The organism is Gordoniibacillus kamchatkensis, assembly GCF_000829455.1.
GTDB classification, from domain to species: Bacteria; Bacillota; Bacilli; order Paenibacillales; family NBRC-103111; genus Gordoniibacillus; species Gordoniibacillus kamchatkensis.
Window position 1 is genome coordinate 52,492 of record NZ_JXAK01000003.1, and the last position, 22,020, is coordinate 74,511.

The window sequence follows — 22,020 nt, forward strand, 5'->3', positions numbered from 1 at the left end:
AGGTACATCACCGGGCCGCCGAGTACATGTTCGGGAATATCGTCGACTTCGACTTACTCAAAGCGTTCTGCGAGGAGTGGGACATTTATGGCTACGGTCGCCTACTCAAGCACAAACCGATGACCACGGTCGACGACGTGCGTAATCAAATGGTGCTCTGTTTGTCTGGGGATGCCTTGGTATTGATGGCTGATGGATCGAAAAAGCTAATTGAACAAATAAAACCTGGAGAATTTGTTATCGGTGGCGATGGACTTCCCCACAAAGTAACAAGAACCTTCTCCAGGTTATTTGATGGAGACCTAATCGAAATTTCTCCTGAAACGTTCGCTACTCCAGAACACCCGATATGGACTTCCCGAGGGTGGGTGGCCGCCGGAGAGTTGCAAGCGGATGATTTCGTTTATACTGTCGCAAAGGATGGGAATGGCGAGTTTTTTACTCTTCAAAATCTCGTCGGAGAATCTTACAGTGGTAAATCCTTTTTTAGCCAAGATCATATCTCGGAGCCCGTCCTTAGAGGCATGTTTTCTGTGCCAGTAAGCCCCATCGACTTCGATAATGATGTTGAAGTCGATAAGCAAAGCAACTGCGATAAACGCTCCGATCGCAACATATTTCCGGAAGTTAAGCTGACATTCTTCCAACGCTTCGTAAAGCCATTTTTCAAGACAAGTAGACGATTTATCCTCAGCCAATTTAGCAAGACTTTTAGAGCGCCTATCGACGTAAGAAGCGTCTTTCCACATGCATTCTCTGGAGCACCATTTTTGCGTAGCTCTCTTTTGACGAAAACTGCTCCCGCAAATTTCGCAGTTACCGGTACGAGGAATTCTTCTTTCTCTGTTAGATTCATTCAAGGTAAACAGTCGGCATTCGTCAGAGCAAAACATTCTCTTTTCGGCGATAATGCCCGGTTTCGGGTGAAACACTTTATTGCACCGTTCGCAGGTTTTGGCAACTGGCTCAAACTTTCGATGAACCTTGGAATGTCTCTTCGAGGTGCATTCACGAGAACAAGCGGAATATCGATGTTCCAAACTTTTAGGAACAGCATACCTTTGACCGCAAATGGAGCAGGATTTGATGACAGGAGTGTCCCACTTTTTAGAGGCTGGCCTTCTGTCAACAACTCCTTCCGGGATCGCGGCCGCAGCCTTATCGGCAGCAATCCTTTTTTTAAGTTCGTTTCCGCATTGATATCCGCACGTTCTAACTTTGGAGTAGACGGAGAAGAATCGAGAGCCGCAAATGATACAGTTTTTCCATCGCAGATCTCCTTTAACAAAGTCCCGGCCGGCCAACTTAACAGATCGTTTGTCCATGACTTTATTGTATACGATTTGGAAGTTGAAGGGGCACATTCTTTTATTGCTGGAGGGATTATTGTTCATAATTGCCAGGAGCATCACACCGGCGTCGATCATGAGGACGGGGGCAGCGCGGAGGGCATTCATTATCTACCATTTCCGGAGTGGATTATGCAGAAGCTTGCGATCCCCGGCGCGAACCCGGTACCGCAGAAGGGCGAGACGTTCGAACAGGCGATTGAGCGGGTGAAGGCTCACGAGCGGAAGGATGAGATAAATGCAATCTCGTAACCCGAATAATAGTCGCGGAATTGACATTTCGCATTATCAGACGGTTTCCTCCTGGCAGCGTGTTCGCGATTCCGGAATTGTCGACTTCGTTTATGCCAAGGCATCGCAGGGCATTAGTTGGGTCGATTCATCTTTTCTTACCCACGTTGCCGGTGCGCGCTCCGTCGGGCTGCCGGTGGGCGCCTATCATTATCTCGATGCCGGTGATCAAGCGACGGCCATCGCCGAGGCGGAAAATTTCGCGATGGTCATCGCTGGATTACCGCTCGAACTTGACCCGGTCGTCGATGTCGAGGATGCAGCAAACACGGCAGAAGCGGCGCTCGCGTTCCTTCAACGATTTGAAAAAGTAACCGGTCGCCGGCCGATGGTATACACCTACCCGTCATTTATCGATGAGAAGCTGAGTAATGCTCTGGCGGATTACCGGCTTTGGTACGCTTATTACAATGCCGACGGCACGCCGGCGGATCGGGGCGGCTGGACGGAATGGACGTTCCTACAATATTCGGAGAAAGGTTACGTGCCGGGTATAGACGGACCGGTAGACTTAGACGAATTTAACGGGAGGGTGGAAGACGTGTTTAACGAAATCAATAAACTGCAGGCACAGTGTCAAACGTTGCTGAACACGGCGGAGGCGCACATCGAACGGATTGTGCAACTCGAAGGGGCCGTTAAGCAACTCAACGAAAAAAACAACATGTCGTGTCCGGATTGGGCGAAGGATGCCATTGTCGCGGCGATGAATACGACATTGCCGAACGGCCAGAAACTCGTCGATACTCCGGATGGTGGAAGCTACGATTTCTACCGCTTGGTGACGATCCTGCACCGAGCCAATATAATTTAAGGCTTGTGTTAAAAGATCCTTGCTGAGTGCAGGCAGGGATTTTTTTTCATCGGTTTTACTTGCCTTCGGGCAGAAAAATAAAAAATCAAAAGGAGATGTTTTTTCATGCATGACTTTCTTCAACCGTATCTGAATGATGTCGTCAACGCCGTCGTCGGTCTGGTCGCCGCCTTTATTGTCGCCGCGATCGTTAAACTCCGTACGAAATTGAATACGTACATTGACGCCCATACGACGTCCGTGCAGCGCTATCTGCTGCACTCAGTCGCAGCGGAAGCTGTAGCATATGCCGGCACGGTGTTCAAGGAGCAGGGTGGCGAGCAGAAACTCGATAATGCTTTGTCTTATGTCAACACTCATTTAAAGCCTTATGGCATATCGTTTACCGAAGCGGAGCTCCGCGGTGCAGTCGAGAAGGCGTATGCAGATTATCAGGCGAAGACAGCGGGCGCGAATGCACCGGCACAGGTACCAGTTACACCAGTGGCGCCGACCCAAACAGCTTAATTATGTAAAAAGTGATCCCCGCAGACCTTGTGGTTGGCGGGGATTCTTTTTAAAAAATGATTGAAACTCGTCCCTCCTCAAAATCCCAAGATTACATATCCTTCTTTCACGAATTGTGGGTCGTTGAGAATATAAACGATGAACCGCCCCGTCTCCTCGCCAGTATAACCTGTTGCTGGATCGTACTCTCTTAACCACAGTAAGTCACCGACTTTAAAGTCCCGATCATTTTTCCTAACTTCAAATTTTTTTCTTCCGCTGGCGACTTCTCGGTAATATCCAGGCCCCGTTTTCAACTCGTGTATATTGTCCCATAACTTAGGTATGTAATGTTGTTCCCTATTGGATTGATCGGAATTTAGAAGATCGACTATATTCTCAACCTCTTCCTCGTTCCTTACAGCTCCCGCATGAAGCCATAGGATAACGCGACCATCTCTTAAAATAGCTTGCGCGTGGCCGGCATCGTTACGTTCAATGGTGAATGTTTGATTCATACTTTTTCCTTTCTTTATGCTGTATAGTTAAGAACATTGCCTTACATCTGTCTGCTGCAGAGGCGTGGATAAGGGACAACATGTCGTCAATGGAGGGCGAAACGTCAACGTCAACGTCCAATATGTCGGCGAGGTTCAAAAAGTAATATCCGCGCGTTTCAGCATCCTGCATGATCTTTTCTTCTGCTTCCATGGCTGCGGAGATGTCGGATGTGGGGAAGATCGGCGGCCATTCCGACCATCCCATTGCTTTTACAATCCACGCATCACGTTCTTGTTCACTCATTGCTTCCCAAGTCATGGGTTATCTCCTTTCCAGCCGTGCGATTCAACACCTCGCGTTTACCGTCCCATTTCACTTTTGGGAACTTGCCGTGCCACTTTCCGCCTTCCGGATTCGGTCTGCCATCCGCATACTTATCAGGCATACACTCTGTGCAGAGGGCAGTCCCATGCGGGTACGTCGGGAAGGCAACGATGTTCTTAGCCCAATAATGCCCGAGAGCCGTATTCTCGACACATCCGCAGTTGTCACAAACGAATAATCCCATTGGTTATCTCCTTTCCCTTCATTGGCCCGATATCGGCCTCTGCGCTGCGCGCAAACCTTACTCGATGGACTTTGGCTCAACAGTGCAGCATTCATCGAGGTCACCTTAGAAACCCCAGATCGAATCCGCCCAACGAAGTTGGGGCCGCATATAGGTTTACTCTCCCTTTATAGAGGGGCTTCCTGCTTCTTCAAAGTGTTTGCACGCCGACTCGTATGAACCTTCATAACGACGATTATTTACGTACACAACGTATTTCCCTGCCCACCAAAATTCTTCAATGAGATTTCCGTTAATTGTTTTATAGCGACTCGGATTCACTCGTATTCTCCTTTCCTACTTCTCCACGGATGAGGGAGAGAGCTTCGCGTGCAATAAGTCCGGCTGATGTAAACGCGTGGTAGCCTTCCGTGATCTTCTCCAACGCTTCTATAGCCTGTTTCAATCGCTATTGGAGGGATTCGATTTTCTCATTCTGCCACTTGAGCCATTCGGGGGCGTTGGCGATGAGATGGGCATTATTTTCATAGTTGTCGAACTTAAATTCGCCACCTGGTCTCTCACCCCATAACTTACAAATTGCACCCGATTCAACAAACACCTCAGTACCATATGCATACCACGGCCCCGGTGTAGCTTTCTGTAACGCTTCTCGTATCTCTTGTACTGAGGGATTCATATGGATACCTCCTAGGCTTATTAGGGGCTTTGACTTCGCTATTCAGAAAGGGATACAAACTTAACTACTCCCAATCTCTCGGCGATTCTCATCAAGTTAGTTGCTGCAGGATCTTGATCATAAAGGGTATTCGGATTTTAGGGTTGAAATGGGTGCTTTAATTTCCAGTAATATGAATCATTCCAGTAGATCATCGTCGAACTTACTGCCGCACATAGGGCAGAAGTTTGGCACTTGAACGCCCTGATCCGTAAACCCGTATCCCTGCCGCTCACAATCTCCGATAAACGTCCAGTGGCATTTCATGCATTCGCACACTGTGAGCGACATATCCCGACTCTCATCATCGGTGTCAACGCCTTGCCGTAAGGCTTCAATCTCGCGTATAAATTTAACCTTGGCTGTCTTCATATTCCTTCACTCTCCTTCGCTTTTTTGTAGACTTTGCAACACCCATTTACTTACATCAATGGAATATGAAATTTTCGTTTCAACTCAATAATCCGAATAGCCATCATAAAAACCCCGGCAGCAAACGTCTTTTCCTTTAAGCGTTGCCTTATGGCAGATAAAGTGGGCATCGTTAAGAGCGCAATCAGCCAAAACCTCGGCTTTGCGCTCGTCCGATACGATCTTATTTGCTGAAAATAAGCATTCGTTGCAGCGTTTCTCTGCGACTTGAAACATGAATTTTCATCCTTCCTAGTTAGGGTCGTTTGGTTCCCAGTCACCGATATCCAATTGCATCAGGCGATCGAATTGCCCAGTCTTTCGAAAGTAATCAACCTTCGATCGGATACAGTGTTCGGTGCGGCCAATGATCAAGGCAAGGTTTTTAACCTCACCGCGTCTATAATTCTGCACAATATAAGCGGATTCTTTTGTGCTATACGGCTTTTTATGGTTGAAATGAAACTCTGGATGATATTTCATTCGCCCCCATTTGTCATACTCAATCGGAACTTCTACAGCTTGCATTTCCAATCACTCCTCACGAAACTTAATATTCATTTTGTTACCGGCTCCTGCGCTCTACCCAAATGCTGACAATATGAACCTCCACAGCTTGGGCAATGCGGTTCCTCAACCTCGTCATTCTTCGGTTGCTCTATCGCAAAGCGTCGGCCGCATTCCTCACATTTGAATTTGTCCCAATCCATTCCTCTCACCTCACATCGAAAGCTGCAGTTGGCCAATCTGCTCAGCGTACCGCTCAAAAGTAAGCCTATTTTTCGAACCAGTGCAATGCTCTGGCAGATTCGCCCGGACCAGTGCTTCGGCGAATTGCGGCGGCACCGAGTTTCCACATCGCGCCACTTGATCTGCTTTCGTAACGGGTTTGCCGTTCACATTGTACCCGCTAATGATGTAATTCTTAGGGAATCCTTGCGCCGCATAAAGTTCGTGTGGCTCAAGCATCCGCATTCCAATGTCCACGATTTCATACAGCACGTCGTCAATCTTCAACAACACGAGGCCATAGCGGTCATGCGTAGTCACTGTGCCGATCGGTTGGCTGAGCTCTTGCCCGATGCTGGCGCCGTAGTAAGCTGTCAAAAAGGCATATACGAGGCCGTGATGGTTTCCGCCTGCTGTGACGGTGTGCAGCGGCTTGTCTACCGGTTGACCAACGTTTTGGTTGCGAAATTTGACCAAGTTGGCCGCGATGAGCGCACTTTTTCCACCACCGCCCGCCGTCACTGTACCGAGAGGATCGTTCATGCTGCTACCGATCGATTCGCCAAAGTGCCGGGCGATATACGCGGTTACGAGCCCGAAACGGTTGCTCGTATCCTGGGTCAGCAGCGGGCTGTCGATGTCTTGACCGCGTACACTACCGGTGTTCGTCTCCGTGTGGTACTGCGTGAGGAAGGCAGTTACCAGTCCCATCGCATGAGCTGCGCCCGCCGGCCGAATGGAGCCGGCGCCGGACGTGATAGTATGAAGTGGCTCATCAACTGCGCTGCCGGTCGCTCCGGTCCGAAATTTGGTAATATGCGGAACGATGAGCATGTGCTCGTTCTTGGTTGTAATCGTTGTTAGTGGATCGCGAAGATCATAACTGAGCCGATCACCGCCGAAACCTGTCTGCCCGATTCGGGTTATATACGGCGTGGAGATACATTCAGTCGGAGCGATGAAAGGTCGCGGGTTGTTGATAACAAACTTGACCAGCCCGCGGGCAATCCGACGTAGAGTATTATCTGCAAGTGGGCGAACAACTTTGATGCCGTATTTTTCTTTGATTTCTTCAGAAGTATCGAAGATGCTCGGCACCGGAATTGACCAGTCGATACATTCCGCCGCTGTTCTCCATGGCTGGCGCTTACCGGCCTGAACCTCCAGTGAATCTGGCGCGCCATAGGTCGGCTCCGGCCAGACGATCGGACGGCCGTCACAGCGAGCGACGAGAAAGAACCGTTTCCGGATCGTAGGCGCACCGTAATCACATGCGCGCAGCTCGCGCCATTCAACGTCGTATCCCTGAAATTTCAGCGCGTTCACGAAAGTCCGGAAGATACGGCCTTTCTGCTTCTCGATTGGCTGCCCGTTCTTGTCGAGAGGTCCCCAGGTTACAAACTCCTCAACGTTTTCCAACATGATGACGCGCGGACGTCGAGTTGCTGCCCAGCGAAGTGCAACCCAAGCGAGGCCACGAATCTTCTTTTCCCGCGGTTTGCCCCCGCGCGCTTTGCTATGATGCGTACAGTCAGGAGAGAGCCACAACAGACCAACGCGCCTCCCCGGCATGACTGTCCGCGGATCTACGGCCCAAACATCTTCGCAATAGTGAAGGGTATACGGATGGTTTGCTTCATGCATGGCGATGGCGGCGCGGTCATGATTGATTGCAACGTCGACGCTGCGTCCTGTTGCGAGCTCGATGCCGGTACTGGCGCCACCGCCACCTGCGAAGTTGTCGACGACGATTTCGTCCTGCCAGTAAGGCTCATTTGATGCAAGGGTTCGTAGCCAAATCCTTCGGGATTCTCCGACTGCTACGGCTAATCGCTGGCGCTTCCGCCATTTCCGTCTGTTATTCATACGTTCACCTTACTCCCTTTGGCCGGTCTGGATTGTCCCTTGCGAATTATCCACGTTTTTCCGATCTTAACGGCATCGATTTTCCGTTTGGCACACAGATTTTTTATATAACCAGGTGAGAGGCCCCACAGTTTTGCGGCCTCTTCCACACCCATAATTATCTGATTGAGTCGGCTCATGGTATCACATCCAAACAATGCTTTTTAATAAAGGTCGCCATCACCATAAAGCCGATGCATCTCGTCTCGGAATTCCGCATCATATGCCAGATCGCCCAGGGGAGCGAAACCGCCGGCACCGTAGCGAGTAATCCAACTGTCGGTATGGTACAGCACCCAGGTGAACCGATTGGGATTATCCGTGTTCAATCCGAGATGCGAGAGGACAGAGGATTGGAACCGTTCGTCCATGGCATTTGTAAGCGTCATGCCGCCATGCAGCTTTTCAAGGTCGAGCAGGTGGATCACATCACCGTCGCGCTTGACGGCCACTGTAGTGGTTCCGATTTTGACTTGTTCCATGCAGTTATCTATCCTCCGATTTTCAAAGAGTGATCTATATGAAGGGCAGCTTGCGCGTCTACCTCGTAGCGGAATCCCGCGACCGTCGCGCCGACATGTCGTTAGGTTTCGTCCGCTTCCGCCGCGGACTCGTCAGGCGGGTTGAATCAATGTCAACTCCCACTCGCTATTCGTCGCAACCCCACCAGGATAGCGCACAAGCACCGCACATCCGAGATAATTAGGGTCTACGACTGTGCCGACATATCCATCATTGCCTAAAACCCGATCACCTTTTTTAAATTTGCTCATTCCTCATTCACTCTCCCTTTCTGGCCCCCGAAGGGGCCGTTGATTATTTGCCTCTGACAATCTCGATCGCCCTACGTAATCCCTCAATCTGACCGGAGTAATACGCCGCCTGTTCCGCGTCTCCGGTACGTTCCCGCATATCTTCCAGACGCCTTATTATCTCTTGCATCTTTTCTTTGTACCCTTTTGCCATCCTCAATCCCTCCCGCGTTTAAGGCCCGTCGGCCGTAAATAGTAGAGATGACCTCTGCCTAAACCCGTTCTGCAAGTTCGAGAAGCTCTTTAAATATTTTTGGATTCTCCAGATATCTACCGCTTCAAATCCTTTAAAATCAGGGATTCCTTTAGTCATTACTTCGATTAACTCAATACCTCTTTCGGCGACGGTTTCCCATTTTCCAAAAGGGTATCTTCTCATGATCAAGAAGTTAGCGCCTTCGTAGTTTTCAGCGGCGAAAAGATTTTGAATTTCGTCATCTTGCAGGATCATCTCATGTTGTGTTCGTGCGGTCTTATAGTCAAATAAAGCTGCTCTGATTCCCGCCCTGTTCAACATACCGGATTTCCTCCCATATATCAGACTCATATGCTTTTTGTATTGATTTCACGGATCACTTTCCGCGCAATAACCGGATTTGTCACCGCTAAATATCTTCCCTGATCGTTGTTTTCGATCGCATCAACCATTTCCGCAATTTCATCGCGATTCATTTCTTTAACCAAGTCCATAACCTGCTGAATGAGCGCATTTTCTTTCTGACGTTCTTGCTTTGCTGCTGCTGCGGGTTGAAAACAGATAACATTCGCCATAACTTTAACCTCCATCTTAGTGCGGTATCGCATCTATCCCTATTATATTGTGAAAAAAATACACTGTCAATAATAATTGTGAATAAAAATCACAATACTTGAAGTTTGTATCTAGTTTGCATATAATTGTTACAATAATTGCGAACAAATGTTCCGTAGGTGGTGCATATATGGAAAAACATTTGCGACGATATCTAGGTCGGACCGTCGAGTTGATCTACATTGACCGTCGCGGCGTATTTACGAAGCGGATCGTACAAATGCATAGCGTTCGCGAAGGTGCCGTCAAGGTATTTTGCTTGGTGCGGCAGGCGCCGCGTACTTTCAAGGTCGAGAACATACTGGCGGTGCAGCCGGTGATTCGACGTGCTGTCTGATCTGGAACGTAAAGTGTTGATGATCCTCTGGAATCTCTATCGAGATACCTGGTCGCGACCAGACTTGCTAAAGGTTTCACGGCTATCCGGCCGAACCGAGCAGAAGGTGAGGGAGGCTATAAAGGCGCTGCGCGCCGCAGAATACATTGAGGTCCGGATTGGGGAATTGCGTGTTTTGAAGGTATGGGAACAGCAGGTACCAAGAACATCTTCAAATCTGAGCATATTTATCGATTAGGGGCGCGATCTTATGGGAAAAAAGCTTGAAGGCAATGGAAGATGGGGGACTCGATTCATCCTCCCTGAGTATCAAGAAGGATTTCAAAATCTGAAACGCATGCAAGAAAGACATGAGCGTCCCATATTAGGTGAGGATGAACGAGATGAGATCAACCGTGCAATATTGGAGTCGGTGCATACTGGCCGCCGCCTGATGTTGACCATATATGATCCGTTTCAAGACTATGAGTTAGCTGGTATCGTAACGAAACTCGACCAGCAGATGCGGCGGATTAAGATAGAGCATGGTGAAGAAGTAACCTGGGTACCGTTTGAGGACGTGCTGAAAGCCTTGGTCGAGGATTAATTTTTAGGTGAGGTCGGACGCTATTTACGTTTGTGGCCAGCGACCGTTAGCTACAATATAGGAGATGAACGAGCGTATGATGTAAAGTCATACGCTTTTTAATATCAAACAAAGATGGTAAGCACTTTATATCACGTGAATTCCATTACCCTTAGATCCATTCGGTCTTAGAATTCTAATGACGAAGGAATTTCGATGGTTGTATAATAAATATGTAAATACAAAAATATCCATGGGAGGATTTATGAAAAAATTCTTAGTTTTACTTGCCGTATGTCTTATGTTAAATATGATGAATTCTCCGTACGGCATTGCAGCTGCTACCGTCTCTACCTCGAACAATGGATACCAAGATGTCCCGCAAGATTTCTGGGCTTACCAAGCCGTTAACGACTTGTCAAAGAGAGGAGTAATCTCTGGTTATAGTGATGGGACTTTCAAGCCTCAATCATCTGTAACTCGAGAAGAATTTGCGAAACTCGTTTCAGCAACATTCAATATGGATCTTATAAACCCGGCACATGCGGATTTTGCGGATGTATTGCCGAATCGATGGTCCTATCAATATGTCGAGACGGCAAAAGATTATTTAACCGGATACTATCCTCCTAACGGAAGGGCATTTTTTGACCCAGAAGCCTTTGCAACTCGTGAAGATGTGGCGGTCGCCCTTGTAAAGGCACTAGGATTGTCGGCCACCGATCTGAAGGATAAAAATATCCTCAGCGAAAAATTTTCAGACGTTGATAAAATCTCTTACAGTCTCAGAAATTATGTTGCGATCGCGACGGAGAGAAGCTTAATTAACGGGTACGACGACGGAACATTCGGCCCAGATAGACCAGTAACGCGAGCCGAAGCGGCAACTCTTATTTATCGCTCAATAAAAGGATCAAATGCGGATGCAAACGCACCTTTGCAATTACAAGCCGATGTGTTTGGAGTGGCTGGTTATCTTGGTTCTTTCCAGGTAGGAGGGAAGACTGAACCAGGTGCTTCCGTAGCAATCAATGATCACACGGTTACAGCGGACGATAAAGGTAATTTTGATGCTGTGTTCCATTTTGACAAAGAGGGCATCTATACTTTCGATATTACCGCTTCAAAAGGCGGGAAAACGGCACATATAAGCAAAGACCTAAACTTCACAATACCGGCACCGGTTATCAATGTTGACATTCCAGATACAACCTCATCGTCCCAAATAAACATAACGGGCACGATTTCGGACATATATGATCAAGATGCCGCCTTATATTTGAATAACGATAAATTAAACACATACAGCCTTACGGTAACGAAACAGGGATATACGAAAAAATTTGATCAAATTTATTCACTCCAGAGTGGAGATAATACAATTACTCTTAGAGCGAAAAACAGTTATGGTAAGGAGAATAAAATAACTAAAACAGTAACTCTAAACGCGGATGGTCCAAAAATAATTATCGATAGTGACATTCCAAGCACAACATCGAATCAAACCTTAATTATATCGGGAAGGGCCCAAGATAAGAATGATGACAACCCTAAGATCTATCTTTATCTCAATGATGTGAATGTGGACTTATTTTACGGGCAATTTTCCAAATATCTGACTTTAAAAAATGGCTCTAACACAATTATGGTCAAAGCCGTTGATAATCTGAATGAAACTTCCACTGTAACAAAAGCTGTGTATTACAATGCTCCTGCCAATCAATGACGTACATATCTCCGAAACTTAGTTAAGATCAAAGATCCGGTCACCGGCGAGGAAATGGACCCCGACGAGCGGCTCATGCGCTCGATCGAGGAGCAGATCGGCATATCGGAGAACGCGAAAAAGGCGTTCCGCGAAGAGATCCTTATCCGCATCTCTTCCTACTCCCGCAAAGGCCGCAAGTTCGATTATTCGAGCCACGAACGGCTGCGCGAGGCGATCGAGAAGAAGCTGTTCACCGACCTGAAAGATATCGTGAAAATCACCACCTCCACGAAGACGCCCGACGAGACGCAGCTGAAGCGCATTAACGAGGTGACAAAGCAGCTGATCGACGAGCACGGCTACTGCCCGGTGTGCGCCAACGAGCTGCTCAGGTACGTCGGCTCGCTGCTTAACCGCTAGAACGGCCCGACATGCAAAATGAAGCCGCAGACCCGGCATGGGGCTGCGGCTTCATTTTCATAAAGTGTCTTTCCGGGCCAACCCGTGATACAAAGTTTGCACGCACAAATGCACCATGTTGTCGATCGCTTCGGTCCCCTGCAGCGACTTTCGGATCACGTAGTTTTCCACGACCAGGGCGGAAAAGCCGTGAATCATCGACCAGATGATCAGCGTCAAATGCACGTATTCCGTCTTGGCGATTTCATCGGCGGCCTGGCTTTGCTTGAGCGTCGATACGAGCGGCTCGAACAAATAGAGGAGCGCTTGCCGCAGCGTCGGGTGAGCGTCGTAGTCGGTGTTGATGCCGCTGAACATTTCCCGCATGAGCTGCGGATGAGCGATGGCGAACTCGACGTATTCCCGGGCGAAAGCTTCCAGCTTCGATAAAAAGTCGTCGGGAACGGTCTCGATCTTGCGGTGCACTTTATCCGCCAAGTTGCGCAAGCCCTCCTCCGCAATAGCGGCCATCAGCTCGTTCCTGTCGGCAAAATGGCGATAGGGGGCCGTATGGCTGACCCCGACTTTGCGCGCCACTTTGCGCAGGTCGATTTGCGCCCCATGCCCTTCGGCAATCAGCTCCAGGCCGGCATCGATTAACGCCTGCCGCAAGTTGCCGTGATGATATTGCTTTTTCGGTTTCGGTTGGTCGGATTTCGGCATGAATATGCAACCTCCGGGATCGTACGCGCATGAAAATATGTTGACCTCGTAAACATGGGATTCTATAATAAGTTTGCGCTGTAAACATATCGTGTAGCTGCCAAGGATAATAAAGTTAGCGTAGCATAAAGGGTTTTGCTTGACAACAAACCTGAACGACTCTTTACATTCGAATGTTTACATAGTAAACATCGACGTACATAACGGTTAGCGGCAGGAGGTCAAAAGGATGGCAGAAGCAAATGTACCGCGCTCGGAAGAGGCGGCATCGATCAATTGGGTAGCGCTCGCGGCAATCGTGCTGGGCACATTCGTGTCCGTGCTCAACAACAGCTTGTTAAACGTCGCATTGCCGAATCTCGTCAACGTGTTCGGCTCGACGACCCAGACGATTCAATGGGTGCTCACCGGCTATATGCTGGCATCCGCCGTCGTTGTGCCGATGAGCGGCTATATGGCCGACCGGTTCGGCGCGAAGCGAGTGTTCGTCATTACCTTGATCGGCTTTACTTTGGGGTCGTTCTTGTGCGGGCTTGCATGGAGCGATACGTCGCTCATTTTGCTGCGCATTTTGCAAGGCTTGTTCGGCGGGTTTATCGGCCCTATTTGCATGACCGTCGTCTATGCCATCGTTCCGCGTCAGAAGATCGGCATGGCTTTGGGGCTGTGGGGGGTCGCGATGATGGCCGCTCCGGCTATCGGCCCTACGCTGAGCGGCTATTTGATCCAGCATTTCAATTGGCGGCTGCTGTTTTTCATTAGCGTTCCGGTCGGCATATTCGCCGTTCTGGTGTGCGCTCTGGCGCTGAAGGAGCTGCCGAAAAAACCGACCTGCAGTTCGACCTGCCCGGCTGCGTGCTGTCCGTCATTTGCTTCGGGACGCTCCTTTTGGCCTTGAGCAAAGGGCAGACGGAAGGATGGACGTCTCTCTTTATCGTAAGCCTGTTTTTCATCGCTTTCTTCAGCTTGCTGCTTCTGATCTGGGTGGAAACCGGAAAAGAGCAGCCGCTGCTCGACCTGCGCCTGTTCAAAAACCCCGTCTTCACGATCAGTCTCATCGCAGGCTGTCTCGTCACGGTCGGCTTGTACGGAGGCATTTTCCTCACGCCCTTGTATTTGCAAAACATATTGGCGGAATCGCCGGTGCAGACCGGCCTCACGATGCTGCCGCAGTCGCTGGCCATGGCGTTCATGATGCCGGTGAGCGGCAGGCTGTTCGACAAAGTCGGCGTCGTTCCGCTCGGCTTGACTGGACTTGTTTTATTGAGTACGATGACTTTTGAGCTGCATCATCTGACCGCTTATACGTCCAGGCATTGGCTCGAGCTCATCCTGACGGTGCGCGGGCTCGGGATCGGTTTGTGCATGATGCCTTTAACTACGGTGGGCATGAACGCCGTCGCCGCCGTCGCCAAAGATAAAGTCGGCCGCGCCTCGTCGCTGTCCAATTTGATCCGGCAGGTGGCGGGCTCGCTATCGATCGCCGTCTTGACCGCGATTATGGTCAACCGGCAAGTGCTGACAAACGCCAAAATCGCGGAGAACGTGACGGGCGATTCCGAAGCTGTCAAAAATTTTATTGCCGGCATGAGCAAAGGGTTCGCCGTTTCCGGCATGGACAGCGGCTCGGCGCAAGGAGCGGCCGTCTATGTGCTGGCGGGAATGGTGCAGAAAGAAGCTTTGGTCAGGGCGATTGCCGATACGTTCCTGTATTCCGCGCTCCCGCTGTTCCTTTGCATACCGGCCATTTTTCTTTTTGTCAACCGCAGCAAAAAGAAGGAGCCACATATTGCAAAATCCGGCTCTAGCGGCGGTTCCCCCGCAGCGAGCGGCACGTGAGAAAAACTCCTATCGAAGTAATCTCGAAGATGAGCGACCTGCAAGTTTTGCGGAGCAAAACTTACTTCGTAAGCAAGGAAGCTTTTATCGCCGTTCAGAATGATTTCCGTTTCGCTATATCGCTTTATCGAACTTAAACATTCTGAATCGGCAAGCGAACGACGGCCGGGCATTAACGCCGCCGCGCGTCGGCAACGGTTTCGTCGCATGCCAGGCCGTTGAATTTGTATCCCATGCCGCGCAGCGTGATGATGTATTTCGGATTGCGCGGGTCGCTCTCGACCTTTTTGCGAAGGTTGCTCATATGAACCTGCAGCGTACGAACGTCGCCGGCCGCGTCGACTCCCCATATGTGGCGGAACAGCTGATCCGGACTGTAGACGCGGTCCGGCTGTTTGGCGAGCGCGTACAGCAGTTCGAACTCGGTGGACGAGAGCGGCGCCGTCTTGCCCGAAACTTTCACCTTGCGGGCAATAACGTCGATCTCGAGCCCTTTGAAGCGCAGCGTCGGCACTTGTGCGGCAAGCGACTGCTCCTGTTTGCGGTAACGGCGCAAATGCGCCTTGACGCGGGCGACAAGCTCGCCGGGGCTGAACGGCTTCGTGATATAATCGTCCCCGCCCAGCGCAAGCGCTATCACCTTGTCTGTCTCCTCATCTTTGCAGCTGACGAAAAGAACGGGCGCATCCGATATGCTGCGTACGGTCCGGCACAGCTCGTAGCCGTTGTCGCCAGGCAGCAGCAGATCGAGCATAATAAGCTGCGGTTCGTGCTCGAGACACAGCTCGCGTATATGGTTTCCGTTCGCAGCGGCAATGACCTCGAATCCTTCCCGGTTCAAGTAAATGGCAATGAGGTTGCGAATTTCGTCGTCATCGTCGACTACGAGAATTTTGTCTCCGGCCATGATCTCCCTCATTTCTCCGCCGCTGTTTCTCTTTATGCAACATAATTCAAGTATGTCAAATTCCGGTTGAGGAAGCAAGAAAAATATGCAAAAATGGGGTAGAATGATGTCGATAAATGGTCTTAAAGAACTACCGAATTAATAGGTACATAGGACTACATTTGAACGGTGGTGAGCTATGAGAAAAGCCCGCATCTGGCTTCCTATTTTCTGCTTGATAGCGGTTGCCTTCGTTCTGATCGGTCTGTTTGCCGGGGTGCCGCCAACCCGGGAGTCCCCGCATGCGCTGCGGGGCGAACTCGATTTGCGCGGGTGGCGGTTCGAGCAGGGCGGCATCGTCCGGCTCGCGGGAGAATGGGACTGGGGCTGGCGGCGGCTGCTCACGCCGGAGCAGCTCGGCGCCGCAGCCGCGGCCGGGGAGCTGGGCACCATCCGCTTGCCCTCCTCTTGGAACGGCGCATCGGGCGATCGCTGGCAGCCGGCCCAAGGGTACGCCACGTTCCGGCTGCGCATCCGCTGGAACGACCCTCCGCGCCTGCTGGCGCTTCGTGTCAAGGAAGCGGACACTTCGTACCGGCTCTGGGTGGACGGCGTCCAGCTCGGCGGGCTCGGCCAGGTCGGAACGAGCCGCGCTTCCTCCGCGCCGTACGTCGGGCCGCGAACGTATTTGTTTCCGGCGCAGCCGGACGGGGCCGAAATCGTCATTCAGGCGGCCAATTTCGAGCATCGTCTGGGGGGCTTGTGGGAGCCGCTTGAGCTCGGTACGCCGGAGCAAATTGAGGGCGCGCACGAGCGCAGGCTGGCGCTCGATATGGCGCTTTTCGGGGGCCTGTTCATGACGGCCGTTTACCATCTCGCGCTGTTCGCGATGCGCCGCCGGGACCGTTCCGCGCTTTATTTCGGGGCGTTTTGCCTGATCATGGCCGTGCGCACGACGCTCGTCGGCGAGCTGTTTTTCGATAGGCTGTTCCCGCAAATATCTTGGGCTTGCCGCTTGCGGTGCGAATATTTGGGGGCCTTTGCCGGACTCCCGTTATTTGCTTTGTTTATCCGCGAGCTTTACCCGCGCGAAATGTCGGTCTGGGCCGTCCGGCTCATTACGGCCGCGGGCCTCGCGTACACTGCCGTCATGATGGCGACCCCGCCGTCCGTCTTTACCCGGACGATTCCGTCTTACCAAGCCGTTATCGTGATTGCAGCCGCGTACTTCATTTGGGTGCTGCTGCGCGCCGTGCGCCGCGGCCGGGCAGGGGCGCTGCTCTCGTCGATAGGCGCCTTGATTTATGGCGTGGCCGTGGTGAACGACATTATGTACTTCAACGTCTATATTCGCACCGGGTCATATGCGCCGCTCGGTTTCACCGTCTTCATTATGCTGCACTCGGCGGCGCTGTCGCTGAAATTTTCGCGGGCGCTTGCCTCGGAAGATCGATGACGCAGCAGCTGGCGCTGCAGGCGCAAGAAGTGCGCATGCTTAACGAGCGTCTGCAGGAGCTGAACCGCGGTCTCGAGGCGAGCATCGCCAACCGGACTGAAGAGCTGAAGCAGTCGAACGAGAACCTGGCCCGCAAAGCTGCCGAACTCGTGCGCATGGATGCTGCCAGAAGGAAGCTGCTGAGCAATATTTCGCACGAGCTGCGGACGCCGATGACTTCGATTCGCGGTTACGTGGAGGCGATACTCGACAACCTGTTCGCGACGGCCGAGGAGCAGCGCCACTACTTGCAGCTGGTGCTGAGCAAAATGATCGGGCTGAGCCGCCTCATCGCCGATCTGTTCGAGCTTTCCAAGCTTGAGTCCGGCCAGCCCGATTTGCATTTTCGCACCGTTCCGGTAGCCGTCTTCTTGGAGAGGACAAGGCAGAAGCATGAGCCGGACGTCGTTCACAGCGGCTTGCGCTTCGTCTGGAGCGAGGACGGACTGAAAGGGCTTGCCCCGCATGTCAGCGTCGTTCTCGATCCGGAACGCATCGATCAGGTGCTTACCAATCTGATATCGAATGCCGTTCGGTACACGCCGCCGAACGGGGAAATTCGTCTTCGCTTCGCCGTCCGGCAAGGGCAGCGCGGCGGCGAGCCGGCGCAAGAGCTTGTCGTCGAAGTGGAAGATACGGGCAGCGGCATTGCCGAGCAAGATCTCCCGTTCATTTTTGAGCGGTTTTACCGCGGCAAAGACCGGGCGCCCGGCGGGAGCGGCCTCGGCCTTGCCATCGCCAAAGAAATTGTGACGTACCACGGCGGGAGCTTATGGGTCCACAACCGGGAAGGAGCGGGCAGCGTTTTTGGTTTCACCTTGCTGCTGTATGAGGAGACGGAGTCTTGATCATTCGAATTTGCTTCGATCGCGATACTGTTTGGCCGTGCAGCCGAACCGCTTTTTGAACACGTGATGGAAATAGTTGCTCGTCGAGAAGCCGTGCTCAAGCGCAATGCGCTCGATCGGCTCGTTCGTCTGGACAAGCCGCTCGCACGCTTTGGCCATCCGCACACCTTCCACGTATTCGCTGAACGTCGTGCCTCCGCGCTCCGCGAAAATGCGCTGCAGCTGCCGGCCGCTTATATGGATGCGTTCCGCAACGGTATCCAGCGTAATGCAGCGGCGGAAGTTGTCCTGGATGAAATCGGTCGCGAGCCGGAACCGGTACTCGTTCATATCGCGCGCCGGCGGCTCTGCCGCCGATTCGTCGGCGCCGGCATAGGCGGCGCGCAGCATAATTTGCATAATGCATTGCCGGATCGTGACGGACAGCCCCGGCTCGTGGCTGAGCAAGGCACGGTGCGCCACCGGGAACCAGGCGGCGGCGTCGTGCCGGTCCGGCATCGGCACCGGGGGCAGCCGGAGCAGCCGCTCGATGCATTCGTCGGCCTCGGCGGTATCGCCCTCGCCGCTCCGTTCCCCGGCCGGCGAGGTAGGCGCTGCCCCGGCTTCCGGCCGGTCGATGTCGATGTGCAGGCACAGCTCCCGCATCGGGTCCCGCGCATCGGCGTATTGCGCGTGAACGACGCCCGGACCGGTCAAGTAAAATAGCCCCTCCTTCAGCTCGTAGTCGATGCCCCCCATCGTGACGACGCCTTTGCCGCCGCATATGAAGTGAAACTCGTATTCGGAATGCTGATGATCGGGGATCGTATGCCCTTTCTGGAACATGGCGAGGTGGAAGCGAAGCATGCGGATGCCGTAACGCCCCCAGCGAAATTGCAGCTCCAGCCTGTCAAGGGCGTGGGGCTGTTTTTCCATGGCGTGGTACGGGTACGATTTAGGGGCGGCGGCCATACAAATCACCTCGCGTCAGGTTTGTTCTTTAAGCATATCACGGTTGGCGCCCGGGCGGAACAGGCGCCTATTTTGCAGCCTTGCGCTCACCGGCCGGGCGAATGCTCATATGATACTGTAGGCTTTTATCCTATGGACATAATGCGAGGGAAGACGAAAATGGCGAAACGCAAGACGATCACGGCAGCGGCGAAGCCGGCGGCGAGCGCAGCGGGGAAAAGCGCGAAAACAGCCGCTAAAAAAACTGCGCAGCCGCAGCGGCTGGCACCAGTCGCTTACGCCGGGGCCGGCGGCTACCACGACTATCGCGGCTACGGCCACGGCGGTTACGGAGGCCACGGAGGCTATGGGCATCACCACGGCGGGGGCTGGGGGTGGATCGCTCCGTTCGCTGCCGGGCTGGCCGTTCCGTATTTGCTCGGCGCAGTGAGCGGTTATCCTTACCCGTATGGCGCCCCCTATTACGGCTATCCGCCGTATTCGGGTAACCCGGGCTATCCCGGTTATCCGCCATATCAAGGTTATTATCCGGGGATGTATCCGTACGGGGCCACGACGGTAACGACTACACCCGCGATGGGTACGACCGTGACGACAACGAAGCCTTAACCGGACTAGCCGCGCTCAGCAAACAATCCCGTTCGCTTCCAGGGGGGAGGCGGACGGGATTGCCGTTTATCTTTGCTCCATCAGAAAGGAACAGCTGAGCCTGTACTTGGGCCGATTCCGTGCGAGAATCGGGGAGCCGCCTGGAACGGACGGCTTTGGCGGTGTCTCCTTAGCGCTCTATATCCTCGGGTCAAGGCTCCGGCTGCGCGATCGGCAGCGACACTTCAACCGTCGTGCCTCGCCCGAGCTCGCTCGTGATGGACATGCGGCCGTGATGGTTTTCGATAATTTTGTAGCTGACCATGAGGCCGAGGCCGGTGCCTTTTTCCTTCGTCGTATAGAAAGGTTCGCCGAGCCGGGGAATTCGCTCCTCGGGAATGCCGACGCCTTGATCCGTGAAGAGGAATACGATATTGCCGTTTTTGGCGAACACTTCGATGACGATGACGCCTCCGTCGGGCATCGCTTCGATCGAGTTGTTCAGCACGTTGATAAACACTTGCTTGATCTGGTTTTCGTCGCACAGCACGGACGGCAGCGGCTCGTTCAAGCGGGTAGTGATTTCCACATTTTGCATAATGGCCTGCGTGTTGACGAGAGCGACCGTGCTGAGCAATATGGAAGCCGTGTCCTTGACCTGAAACTTGACGGCTTGCGGCTTGGCGATGACGAGAAATTCGCTGACGATAAAGTTGATGCGGTCAAGCTCGGACAGCATAATATCGAAATAGTGATCGTAATCGTTGACTTTCGATTTGAGCAGCTGCACGAAGCCTTTGAGCGACGTGAGCGGATTGCGGATTTCATGGGCGACGCCGGCGGCCAGCTGGCCGACGACGGACAGCTTCTCCGACTTGATCAGCAGCTCGTCCGACCTTTTGCGCTCGGTAATGTCTTTGGCGATGACGTAGACGCCGTTAATACCGCCGTCCACATAGATCGGCACGTGAATAAAGCTCATAATCGACGCAAGCCCGTCTTTGCGGATGAACGTCTGCTCGAAATATTGCGTCTGTCCCTCGAGCGCCAGGGCAAAATGCTTCTCCCACCGCGTCGACTCGCCGGGCAGCAGCAAATCGGCGATCGGCTTGTGCGTCAGTTCCTCGGCGGCATAGCCGGTGATTTTCACCATCGCCGGGTTGACGGTAATAATGCGCCCGCCGGCATCGAGCGAGCAGACGGCGTCCGGATTGTTCTCGAACAGCGACTTGTAGCGCTGCTCGCTTTCGACCAGCCGTTTTTCCGCCCGATTGCGTTCGTATACCGCATGGATCATCGAATACGAGCGCAAATACGGATCGTCCTGGCTTTCTTCAATCAGTTTGCGCAGCTGATCGTGCGACGGATCGTTTTCCGGATACCCTTCCTTCTTGGCGGCGCTGGCGATGCGCAGCATTTCCATCACATTGATGATATGGTCGCGGTGAATGCGCGCCGCAGACGCTTGTTTGCGCCGCTTCCGGCCAGGGACGCCGAGCGTTACGACACCGCTGTTGCTGTCGTAATTGACGACGTAATTCATGTTGACGATGTTAGTGCGGTCGATGAGACGGAAGCCGTCTTCATAGAGCCACTCCTCCAACGAGTCGAGCGTAGCGCTGAAATAGTATACTTCGTCCAGTGTATGGATAAGCAGTTGATTTTCGCGAAAGCTTTCAACCTTGACGACATCGCTCGACGAAATGAGCAAGATTTCCGAGTCCTTGCGGCCGTCTCGGGTGACCGGAATTTTTCTCATTCGCCCAGCTCCTGTCTGTCGTGAAGATAGTTTGCGCTGCCGGAAGCGTCATCGATCGGACTGTCCCAGTGGAACAGTATCATTATACGCTGTGGCATTCAACCTAGTAAATGACATTTTGAATGAGGACAGACCGGCCGTGAATACGATATACGGTACTATATTTGCGTGCATTGGGTGCCGAGGTCGGCCGGTCAAATTTGCAGTTTTGCTTGGCATTTCTATTAAGCTGGAAAACTTCGGTTGGTCGCTCGTCCGATAGCGGAAAATTGTTCCGTTATCGTTCCATTTCCCAGGGATTTCCCGAAATTAGCGGAACAGCGGTACGTTATTACCGCCTTTTAAACGGGAATCGCTCTTGTTCCGGACCGATAGCGGAACCTCGTTCCGTTAAGGTGCAGCCGGTGTCACTTTATGCGTGCAATAACGGAACAACGTTCCTCTAAGGTCGCGCTGCTAAGGTAATTTCCGCTGCGGCGTGCGGGCATGGAGCTCATGCAATCCTAATAATGGAACCGCCCTCCGGA

The 22,020-nt window shown here is 52.3% G+C and carries 29 protein-coding genes and 1 pseudogene; 12 read left to right on the plus strand and 18 right to left on the minus strand.

The window, feature by feature from the left end:
* Positions 1-302: 302 nt before the first annotated feature.
* Complete coding sequence (locus SD70_RS40145; RefSeq protein WP_394297932.1) at positions 303-893, minus strand: DUF559 domain-containing protein; 591 nt, start codon at positions 891-893, stop codon at positions 303-305.
* Between the two features lie 138 nt (positions 894-1,031).
* On the opposite strand from SD70_RS40145, the gene SD70_RS40150 reads away from it, so the two are divergent.
* From SD70_RS40150 to SD70_RS02620, 3 genes are all read left to right on the plus strand, one after another.
* Complete coding sequence (locus SD70_RS40150; RefSeq protein ID WP_394297931.1) at positions 1,032-1,601, plus strand: hypothetical protein; 570 nt, start codon at positions 1,032-1,034, stop codon at positions 1,599-1,601.
* The gene (locus tag SD70_RS02615) at positions 1,588-2,454 is read left to right on the plus strand and encodes a glycoside hydrolase family 25 protein (RefSeq protein WP_041045397.1); all 867 of its coding nucleotides are present in this window, start codon (positions 1,588-1,590) and stop codon (positions 2,452-2,454) included. The genes SD70_RS40150 and SD70_RS02615 overlap by 14 nt, the downstream gene beginning before the upstream one ends.
* 105 nt (positions 2,455-2,559) lie before the next feature.
* Entirely contained in the window at positions 2,560-2,961 is a 402-nt protein-coding gene (locus SD70_RS02620) for a phage holin (protein WP_052486983.1), read from the plus strand.
* Between the two features lie 77 nt (positions 2,962-3,038).
* Here the strand turns inward: SD70_RS02620 and SD70_RS34465 are convergent, their stop codons facing one another.
* From SD70_RS34465 to SD70_RS02680, 13 genes are all read right to left on the minus strand, one after another.
* The gene (locus SD70_RS34465; RefSeq protein ID WP_082053083.1) at positions 3,039-3,458 is read right to left on the minus strand and encodes an ASCH/PUA domain-containing protein; all 420 of its coding nucleotides are present in this window, start codon (positions 3,456-3,458) and stop codon (positions 3,039-3,041) included.
* Positions 3,436-3,759, minus strand: coding sequence for a hypothetical protein (locus SD70_RS02630; RefSeq protein WP_041045398.1), 324 nt, complete (start codon positions 3,757-3,759; stop codon positions 3,436-3,438). Before SD70_RS02630 ends, SD70_RS34465 begins: the two co-directional genes overlap by 23 nt.
* Before the next feature lie 698 nt (positions 3,760-4,457).
* Positions 4,458-4,688 carry a hypothetical protein gene (locus tag SD70_RS02640; RefSeq protein ID WP_041045402.1) on the minus strand — a complete coding sequence of 77 codons (231 nt, stop codon included), beginning with the start codon at positions 4,686-4,688 and terminating at the stop codon, positions 4,458-4,460.
* Positions 4,689-4,865: 177 nt separating this feature from the next.
* Positions 4,866-5,099: a hypothetical protein gene (locus tag SD70_RS02645; RefSeq protein ID WP_041045404.1), complete on the minus strand. Its 234-nt coding sequence runs from the start codon at positions 5,097-5,099 to the stop codon at positions 4,866-4,868.
* An 84-nt stretch (positions 5,100-5,183) separates the two neighbouring features.
* Positions 5,184-5,375 (minus strand): hypothetical protein, encoded by a 192-nt coding sequence (locus SD70_RS02650; protein ID WP_041045405.1) that lies wholly within the window; start codon positions 5,373-5,375, stop codon positions 5,184-5,186.
* 15 nt (positions 5,376-5,390) lie between these two features.
* Complete coding sequence (locus SD70_RS02655) at positions 5,391-5,666, minus strand: hypothetical protein (RefSeq protein ID WP_041045407.1); 276 nt, start codon at positions 5,664-5,666, stop codon at positions 5,391-5,393.
* A gap of 192 nt (positions 5,667-5,858) precedes the next feature.
* Positions 5,859-7,733, minus strand: coding sequence for a DNA cytosine methyltransferase (locus SD70_RS02660; RefSeq protein ID WP_082053084.1), 1,875 nt, complete (start codon positions 7,731-7,733; stop codon positions 5,859-5,861).
* A complete protein-coding gene (locus SD70_RS02665) occupies positions 7,730-7,912 on the minus strand; it encodes a helix-turn-helix domain-containing protein (RefSeq protein ID WP_041045408.1) in 183 nt (60 codons plus the stop codon). The genes SD70_RS02660 and SD70_RS02665 overlap by 4 nt, the downstream gene beginning before the upstream one ends.
* 24 nt (positions 7,913-7,936) lie before the next feature.
* Positions 7,937-8,254 (minus strand): hypothetical protein, encoded by a 318-nt coding sequence (locus SD70_RS02670; RefSeq protein ID WP_041045410.1) that lies wholly within the window; start codon positions 8,252-8,254, stop codon positions 7,937-7,939.
* A 132-nt stretch (positions 8,255-8,386) separates the two neighbouring features.
* Complete coding sequence (locus SD70_RS35725) at positions 8,387-8,545, minus strand: hypothetical protein (protein WP_156157863.1); 159 nt, start codon at positions 8,543-8,545, stop codon at positions 8,387-8,389.
* Positions 8,546-8,588: 43 nt separating this feature from the next.
* The gene (locus tag SD70_RS35730; protein WP_156157864.1) at positions 8,589-8,738 is read right to left on the minus strand and encodes a hypothetical protein; all 150 of its coding nucleotides are present in this window, start codon (positions 8,736-8,738) and stop codon (positions 8,589-8,591) included.
* 18 nt (positions 8,739-8,756) lie between these two features.
* Positions 8,757-9,101: a hypothetical protein gene (locus SD70_RS02675; RefSeq protein WP_041045412.1), complete on the minus strand. Its 345-nt coding sequence runs from the start codon at positions 9,099-9,101 to the stop codon at positions 8,757-8,759.
* Between the two features lie 26 nt (positions 9,102-9,127).
* Complete coding sequence (locus SD70_RS02680) at positions 9,128-9,355, minus strand: hypothetical protein (RefSeq protein ID WP_041045414.1); 228 nt, start codon at positions 9,353-9,355, stop codon at positions 9,128-9,130.
* 170 nt (positions 9,356-9,525) lie between these two features.
* Here SD70_RS02680 and SD70_RS02685 point away from each other — a divergent pair, with 170 nt between their 5' ends.
* The 4 genes and pseudogenes from SD70_RS02685 to SD70_RS40160 form a co-directional block, all read left to right on the plus strand.
* Positions 9,526-9,732, plus strand: a complete 207-nt coding sequence (locus SD70_RS02685) for a hypothetical protein (protein WP_041045416.1) — start codon at positions 9,526-9,528, stop codon at positions 9,730-9,732.
* Positions 9,733-9,982: 250 nt separating this feature from the next.
* The gene (locus tag SD70_RS02695; protein WP_041045421.1) at positions 9,983-10,318 is read left to right on the plus strand and encodes a YolD-like family protein; all 336 of its coding nucleotides are present in this window, start codon (positions 9,983-9,985) and stop codon (positions 10,316-10,318) included.
* Positions 10,319-10,562: 244 nt separating this feature from the next.
* Positions 10,563-12,023, plus strand: coding sequence for an S-layer homology domain-containing protein (locus tag SD70_RS40155; protein WP_052486984.1), 1,461 nt, complete (start codon positions 10,563-10,565; stop codon positions 12,021-12,023).
* 15 nt (positions 12,024-12,038) lie between these two features.
* Positions 12,039-12,425: pseudogene (locus SD70_RS40160) on the plus strand (protein prkA); the annotation flags it as partial.
* A 57-nt stretch (positions 12,426-12,482) separates the two neighbouring features.
* On the opposite strand, the gene SD70_RS02710 reads toward SD70_RS40160, so the two are convergent.
* Entirely contained in the window at positions 12,483-13,127 is a 645-nt protein-coding gene (locus tag SD70_RS02710) for a TetR/AcrR family transcriptional regulator (RefSeq protein ID WP_041045425.1), read from the minus strand.
* 229 nt (positions 13,128-13,356) lie between these two features.
* On the opposite strand from SD70_RS02710, the gene SD70_RS37470 reads away from it, so the two are divergent.
* Positions 13,357-14,025: an MFS transporter gene (locus tag SD70_RS37470; RefSeq protein WP_231570999.1), complete on the plus strand. Its 669-nt coding sequence runs from the start codon at positions 13,357-13,359 to the stop codon at positions 14,023-14,025.
* Positions 14,016-14,966 carry an MFS transporter gene (locus SD70_RS37475; protein WP_231571000.1) on the plus strand — a complete coding sequence of 317 codons (951 nt, stop codon included), beginning with the start codon at positions 14,016-14,018 and terminating at the stop codon, positions 14,964-14,966. Before SD70_RS37470 ends, SD70_RS37475 begins: the two co-directional genes overlap by 10 nt.
* A 172-nt stretch (positions 14,967-15,138) precedes the next feature.
* On the opposite strand, the gene SD70_RS02720 is transcribed toward SD70_RS37475, so the two are convergent.
* Positions 15,139-15,873 (minus strand): response regulator transcription factor, encoded by a 735-nt coding sequence (locus SD70_RS02720; protein WP_041045427.1) that lies wholly within the window; start codon positions 15,871-15,873, stop codon positions 15,139-15,141.
* 178 nt (positions 15,874-16,051) lie between these two features.
* Between SD70_RS02720 and SD70_RS02725 the strand changes: the two genes are divergently transcribed.
* Positions 16,052-17,308, plus strand: a complete 1,257-nt coding sequence (locus tag SD70_RS02725; protein WP_041045429.1) for a 7TM-DISM domain-containing protein — start codon at positions 16,052-16,054, stop codon at positions 17,306-17,308.
* On the plus strand, positions 17,305-18,195 hold the full coding sequence (locus SD70_RS02730; RefSeq protein WP_052486985.1) for a sensor histidine kinase: 891 nt from the start codon (positions 17,305-17,307) through the stop codon (positions 18,193-18,195). Before SD70_RS02725 ends, SD70_RS02730 begins: the two co-directional genes overlap by 4 nt.
* Here SD70_RS02730 and SD70_RS02735 read toward each other — a convergent pair whose 3' ends face one another.
* Positions 18,196-19,146 carry an AraC family transcriptional regulator gene (locus SD70_RS02735; protein ID WP_041045431.1) on the minus strand — a complete coding sequence of 317 codons (951 nt, stop codon included), beginning with the start codon at positions 19,144-19,146 and terminating at the stop codon, positions 18,196-18,198.
* Between the two features lie 159 nt (positions 19,147-19,305).
* On the opposite strand from SD70_RS02735, the gene SD70_RS36740 reads away from it, so the two are divergent.
* Positions 19,306-19,755: a hypothetical protein gene (locus tag SD70_RS36740; protein ID WP_052486986.1), complete on the plus strand. Its 450-nt coding sequence runs from the start codon at positions 19,306-19,308 to the stop codon at positions 19,753-19,755.
* Between the two features lie 190 nt (positions 19,756-19,945).
* Here SD70_RS36740 and SD70_RS02745 read toward each other — a convergent pair whose 3' ends face one another.
* A complete protein-coding gene (locus SD70_RS02745) occupies positions 19,946-21,493 on the minus strand; it encodes an ATP-binding protein (RefSeq protein WP_041045433.1) in 1,548 nt (515 codons plus the stop codon).
* Positions 21,494-22,020: the final 527 nt, after the last annotated feature.

Bases quoted from the DNA above. Each gene is read 5' to 3' on its own strand.
- SD70_RS02730 (WP_052486985.1), top strand. From the start codon at position 17,305: ATGACGCAGCAGCTGGCGCTGCAGGCGCAAGAAGTGCGCATGCTTAAC.
- SD70_RS02710 (WP_041045425.1), bottom strand. From the start codon at position 13,127: ATGCCGAAATCCGACCAACCGAAACCGAAAAAGCAATATCATCACGGC.
- SD70_RS02735 (WP_041045431.1), bottom strand. From the start codon at position 19,146: ATGGCCGCCGCCCCTAAATCGTACCCGTACCACGCCATGGAAAAACAG.
- SD70_RS02725 (WP_041045429.1), top strand. From the start codon at position 16,052: ATGAGAAAAGCCCGCATCTGGCTTCCTATTTTCTGCTTGATAGCGGTT.
- SD70_RS40155 (WP_052486984.1), top strand. From the start codon at position 10,563: ATGAAAAAATTCTTAGTTTTACTTGCCGTATGTCTTATGTTAAATATG.
- SD70_RS02685 (WP_041045416.1), top strand. From the start codon at position 9,526: ATGGAAAAACATTTGCGACGATATCTAGGTCGGACCGTCGAGTTGATC.
- SD70_RS36740 (WP_052486986.1), top strand. From the start codon at position 19,306: ATGGCGAAACGCAAGACGATCACGGCAGCGGCGAAGCCGGCGGCGAGC.
- SD70_RS02645 (WP_041045404.1), bottom strand. From the start codon at position 5,099: ATGAAGACAGCCAAGGTTAAATTTATACGCGAGATTGAAGCCTTACGG.
- SD70_RS02640 (WP_041045402.1), bottom strand. From the start codon at position 4,688: ATGAATCCCTCAGTACAAGAGATACGAGAAGCGTTACAGAAAGCTACA.
- SD70_RS02615 (WP_041045397.1), top strand. From the start codon at position 1,588: ATGCAATCTCGTAACCCGAATAATAGTCGCGGAATTGACATTTCGCAT.
- SD70_RS34465 (WP_082053083.1), bottom strand. From the start codon at position 3,458: ATGAATCAAACATTCACCATTGAACGTAACGATGCCGGCCACGCGCAA.
- SD70_RS02630 (WP_041045398.1), bottom strand. From the start codon at position 3,759: ATGACTTGGGAAGCAATGAGTGAACAAGAACGTGATGCGTGGATTGTA.
- SD70_RS02665 (WP_041045408.1), bottom strand. From the start codon at position 7,912: ATGAGCCGACTCAATCAGATAATTATGGGTGTGGAAGAGGCCGCAAAA.
- SD70_RS02670 (WP_041045410.1), bottom strand. From the start codon at position 8,254: ATGGAACAAGTCAAAATCGGAACCACTACAGTGGCCGTCAAGCGCGAC.
- SD70_RS02720 (WP_041045427.1), bottom strand. From the start codon at position 15,873: ATGGCCGGAGACAAAATTCTCGTAGTCGACGATGACGACGAAATTCGC.
- SD70_RS02675 (WP_041045412.1), bottom strand. From the start codon at position 9,101: ATGTTGAACAGGGCGGGAATCAGAGCAGCTTTATTTGACTATAAGACC.
- SD70_RS40150 (WP_394297931.1), top strand. From the start codon at position 1,032: ATGTTCCAAACTTTTAGGAACAGCATACCTTTGACCGCAAATGGAGCA.
- SD70_RS02695 (WP_041045421.1), top strand. From the start codon at position 9,983: ATGGGAAAAAAGCTTGAAGGCAATGGAAGATGGGGGACTCGATTCATC.
- SD70_RS02680 (WP_041045414.1), bottom strand. From the start codon at position 9,355: ATGGCGAATGTTATCTGTTTTCAACCCGCAGCAGCAGCAAAGCAAGAA.
- SD70_RS02650 (WP_041045405.1), bottom strand. From the start codon at position 5,375: ATGTTTCAAGTCGCAGAGAAACGCTGCAACGAATGCTTATTTTCAGCA.
- SD70_RS02745 (WP_041045433.1), bottom strand. From the start codon at position 21,493: ATGAGAAAAATTCCGGTCACCCGAGACGGCCGCAAGGACTCGGAAATC.
- SD70_RS02655 (WP_041045407.1), bottom strand. From the start codon at position 5,666: ATGCAAGCTGTAGAAGTTCCGATTGAGTATGACAAATGGGGGCGAATG.
- SD70_RS35730 (WP_156157864.1), bottom strand. From the start codon at position 8,738: ATGGCAAAAGGGTACAAAGAAAAGATGCAAGAGATAATAAGGCGTCTG.
- SD70_RS02620 (WP_052486983.1), top strand. From the start codon at position 2,560: ATGCATGACTTTCTTCAACCGTATCTGAATGATGTCGTCAACGCCGTC.
- SD70_RS37470 (WP_231570999.1), top strand. From the start codon at position 13,357: ATGGCAGAAGCAAATGTACCGCGCTCGGAAGAGGCGGCATCGATCAAT.
- SD70_RS02660 (WP_082053084.1), bottom strand. From the start codon at position 7,733: ATGAATAACAGACGGAAATGGCGGAAGCGCCAGCGATTAGCCGTAGCA.
- SD70_RS40145 (WP_394297932.1), bottom strand. From the start codon at position 893: ATGTTTTGCTCTGACGAATGCCGACTGTTTACCTTGAATGAATCTAAC.
- SD70_RS35725 (WP_156157863.1), bottom strand. From the start codon at position 8,545: ATGAGCAAATTTAAAAAAGGTGATCGGGTTTTAGGCAATGATGGATAT.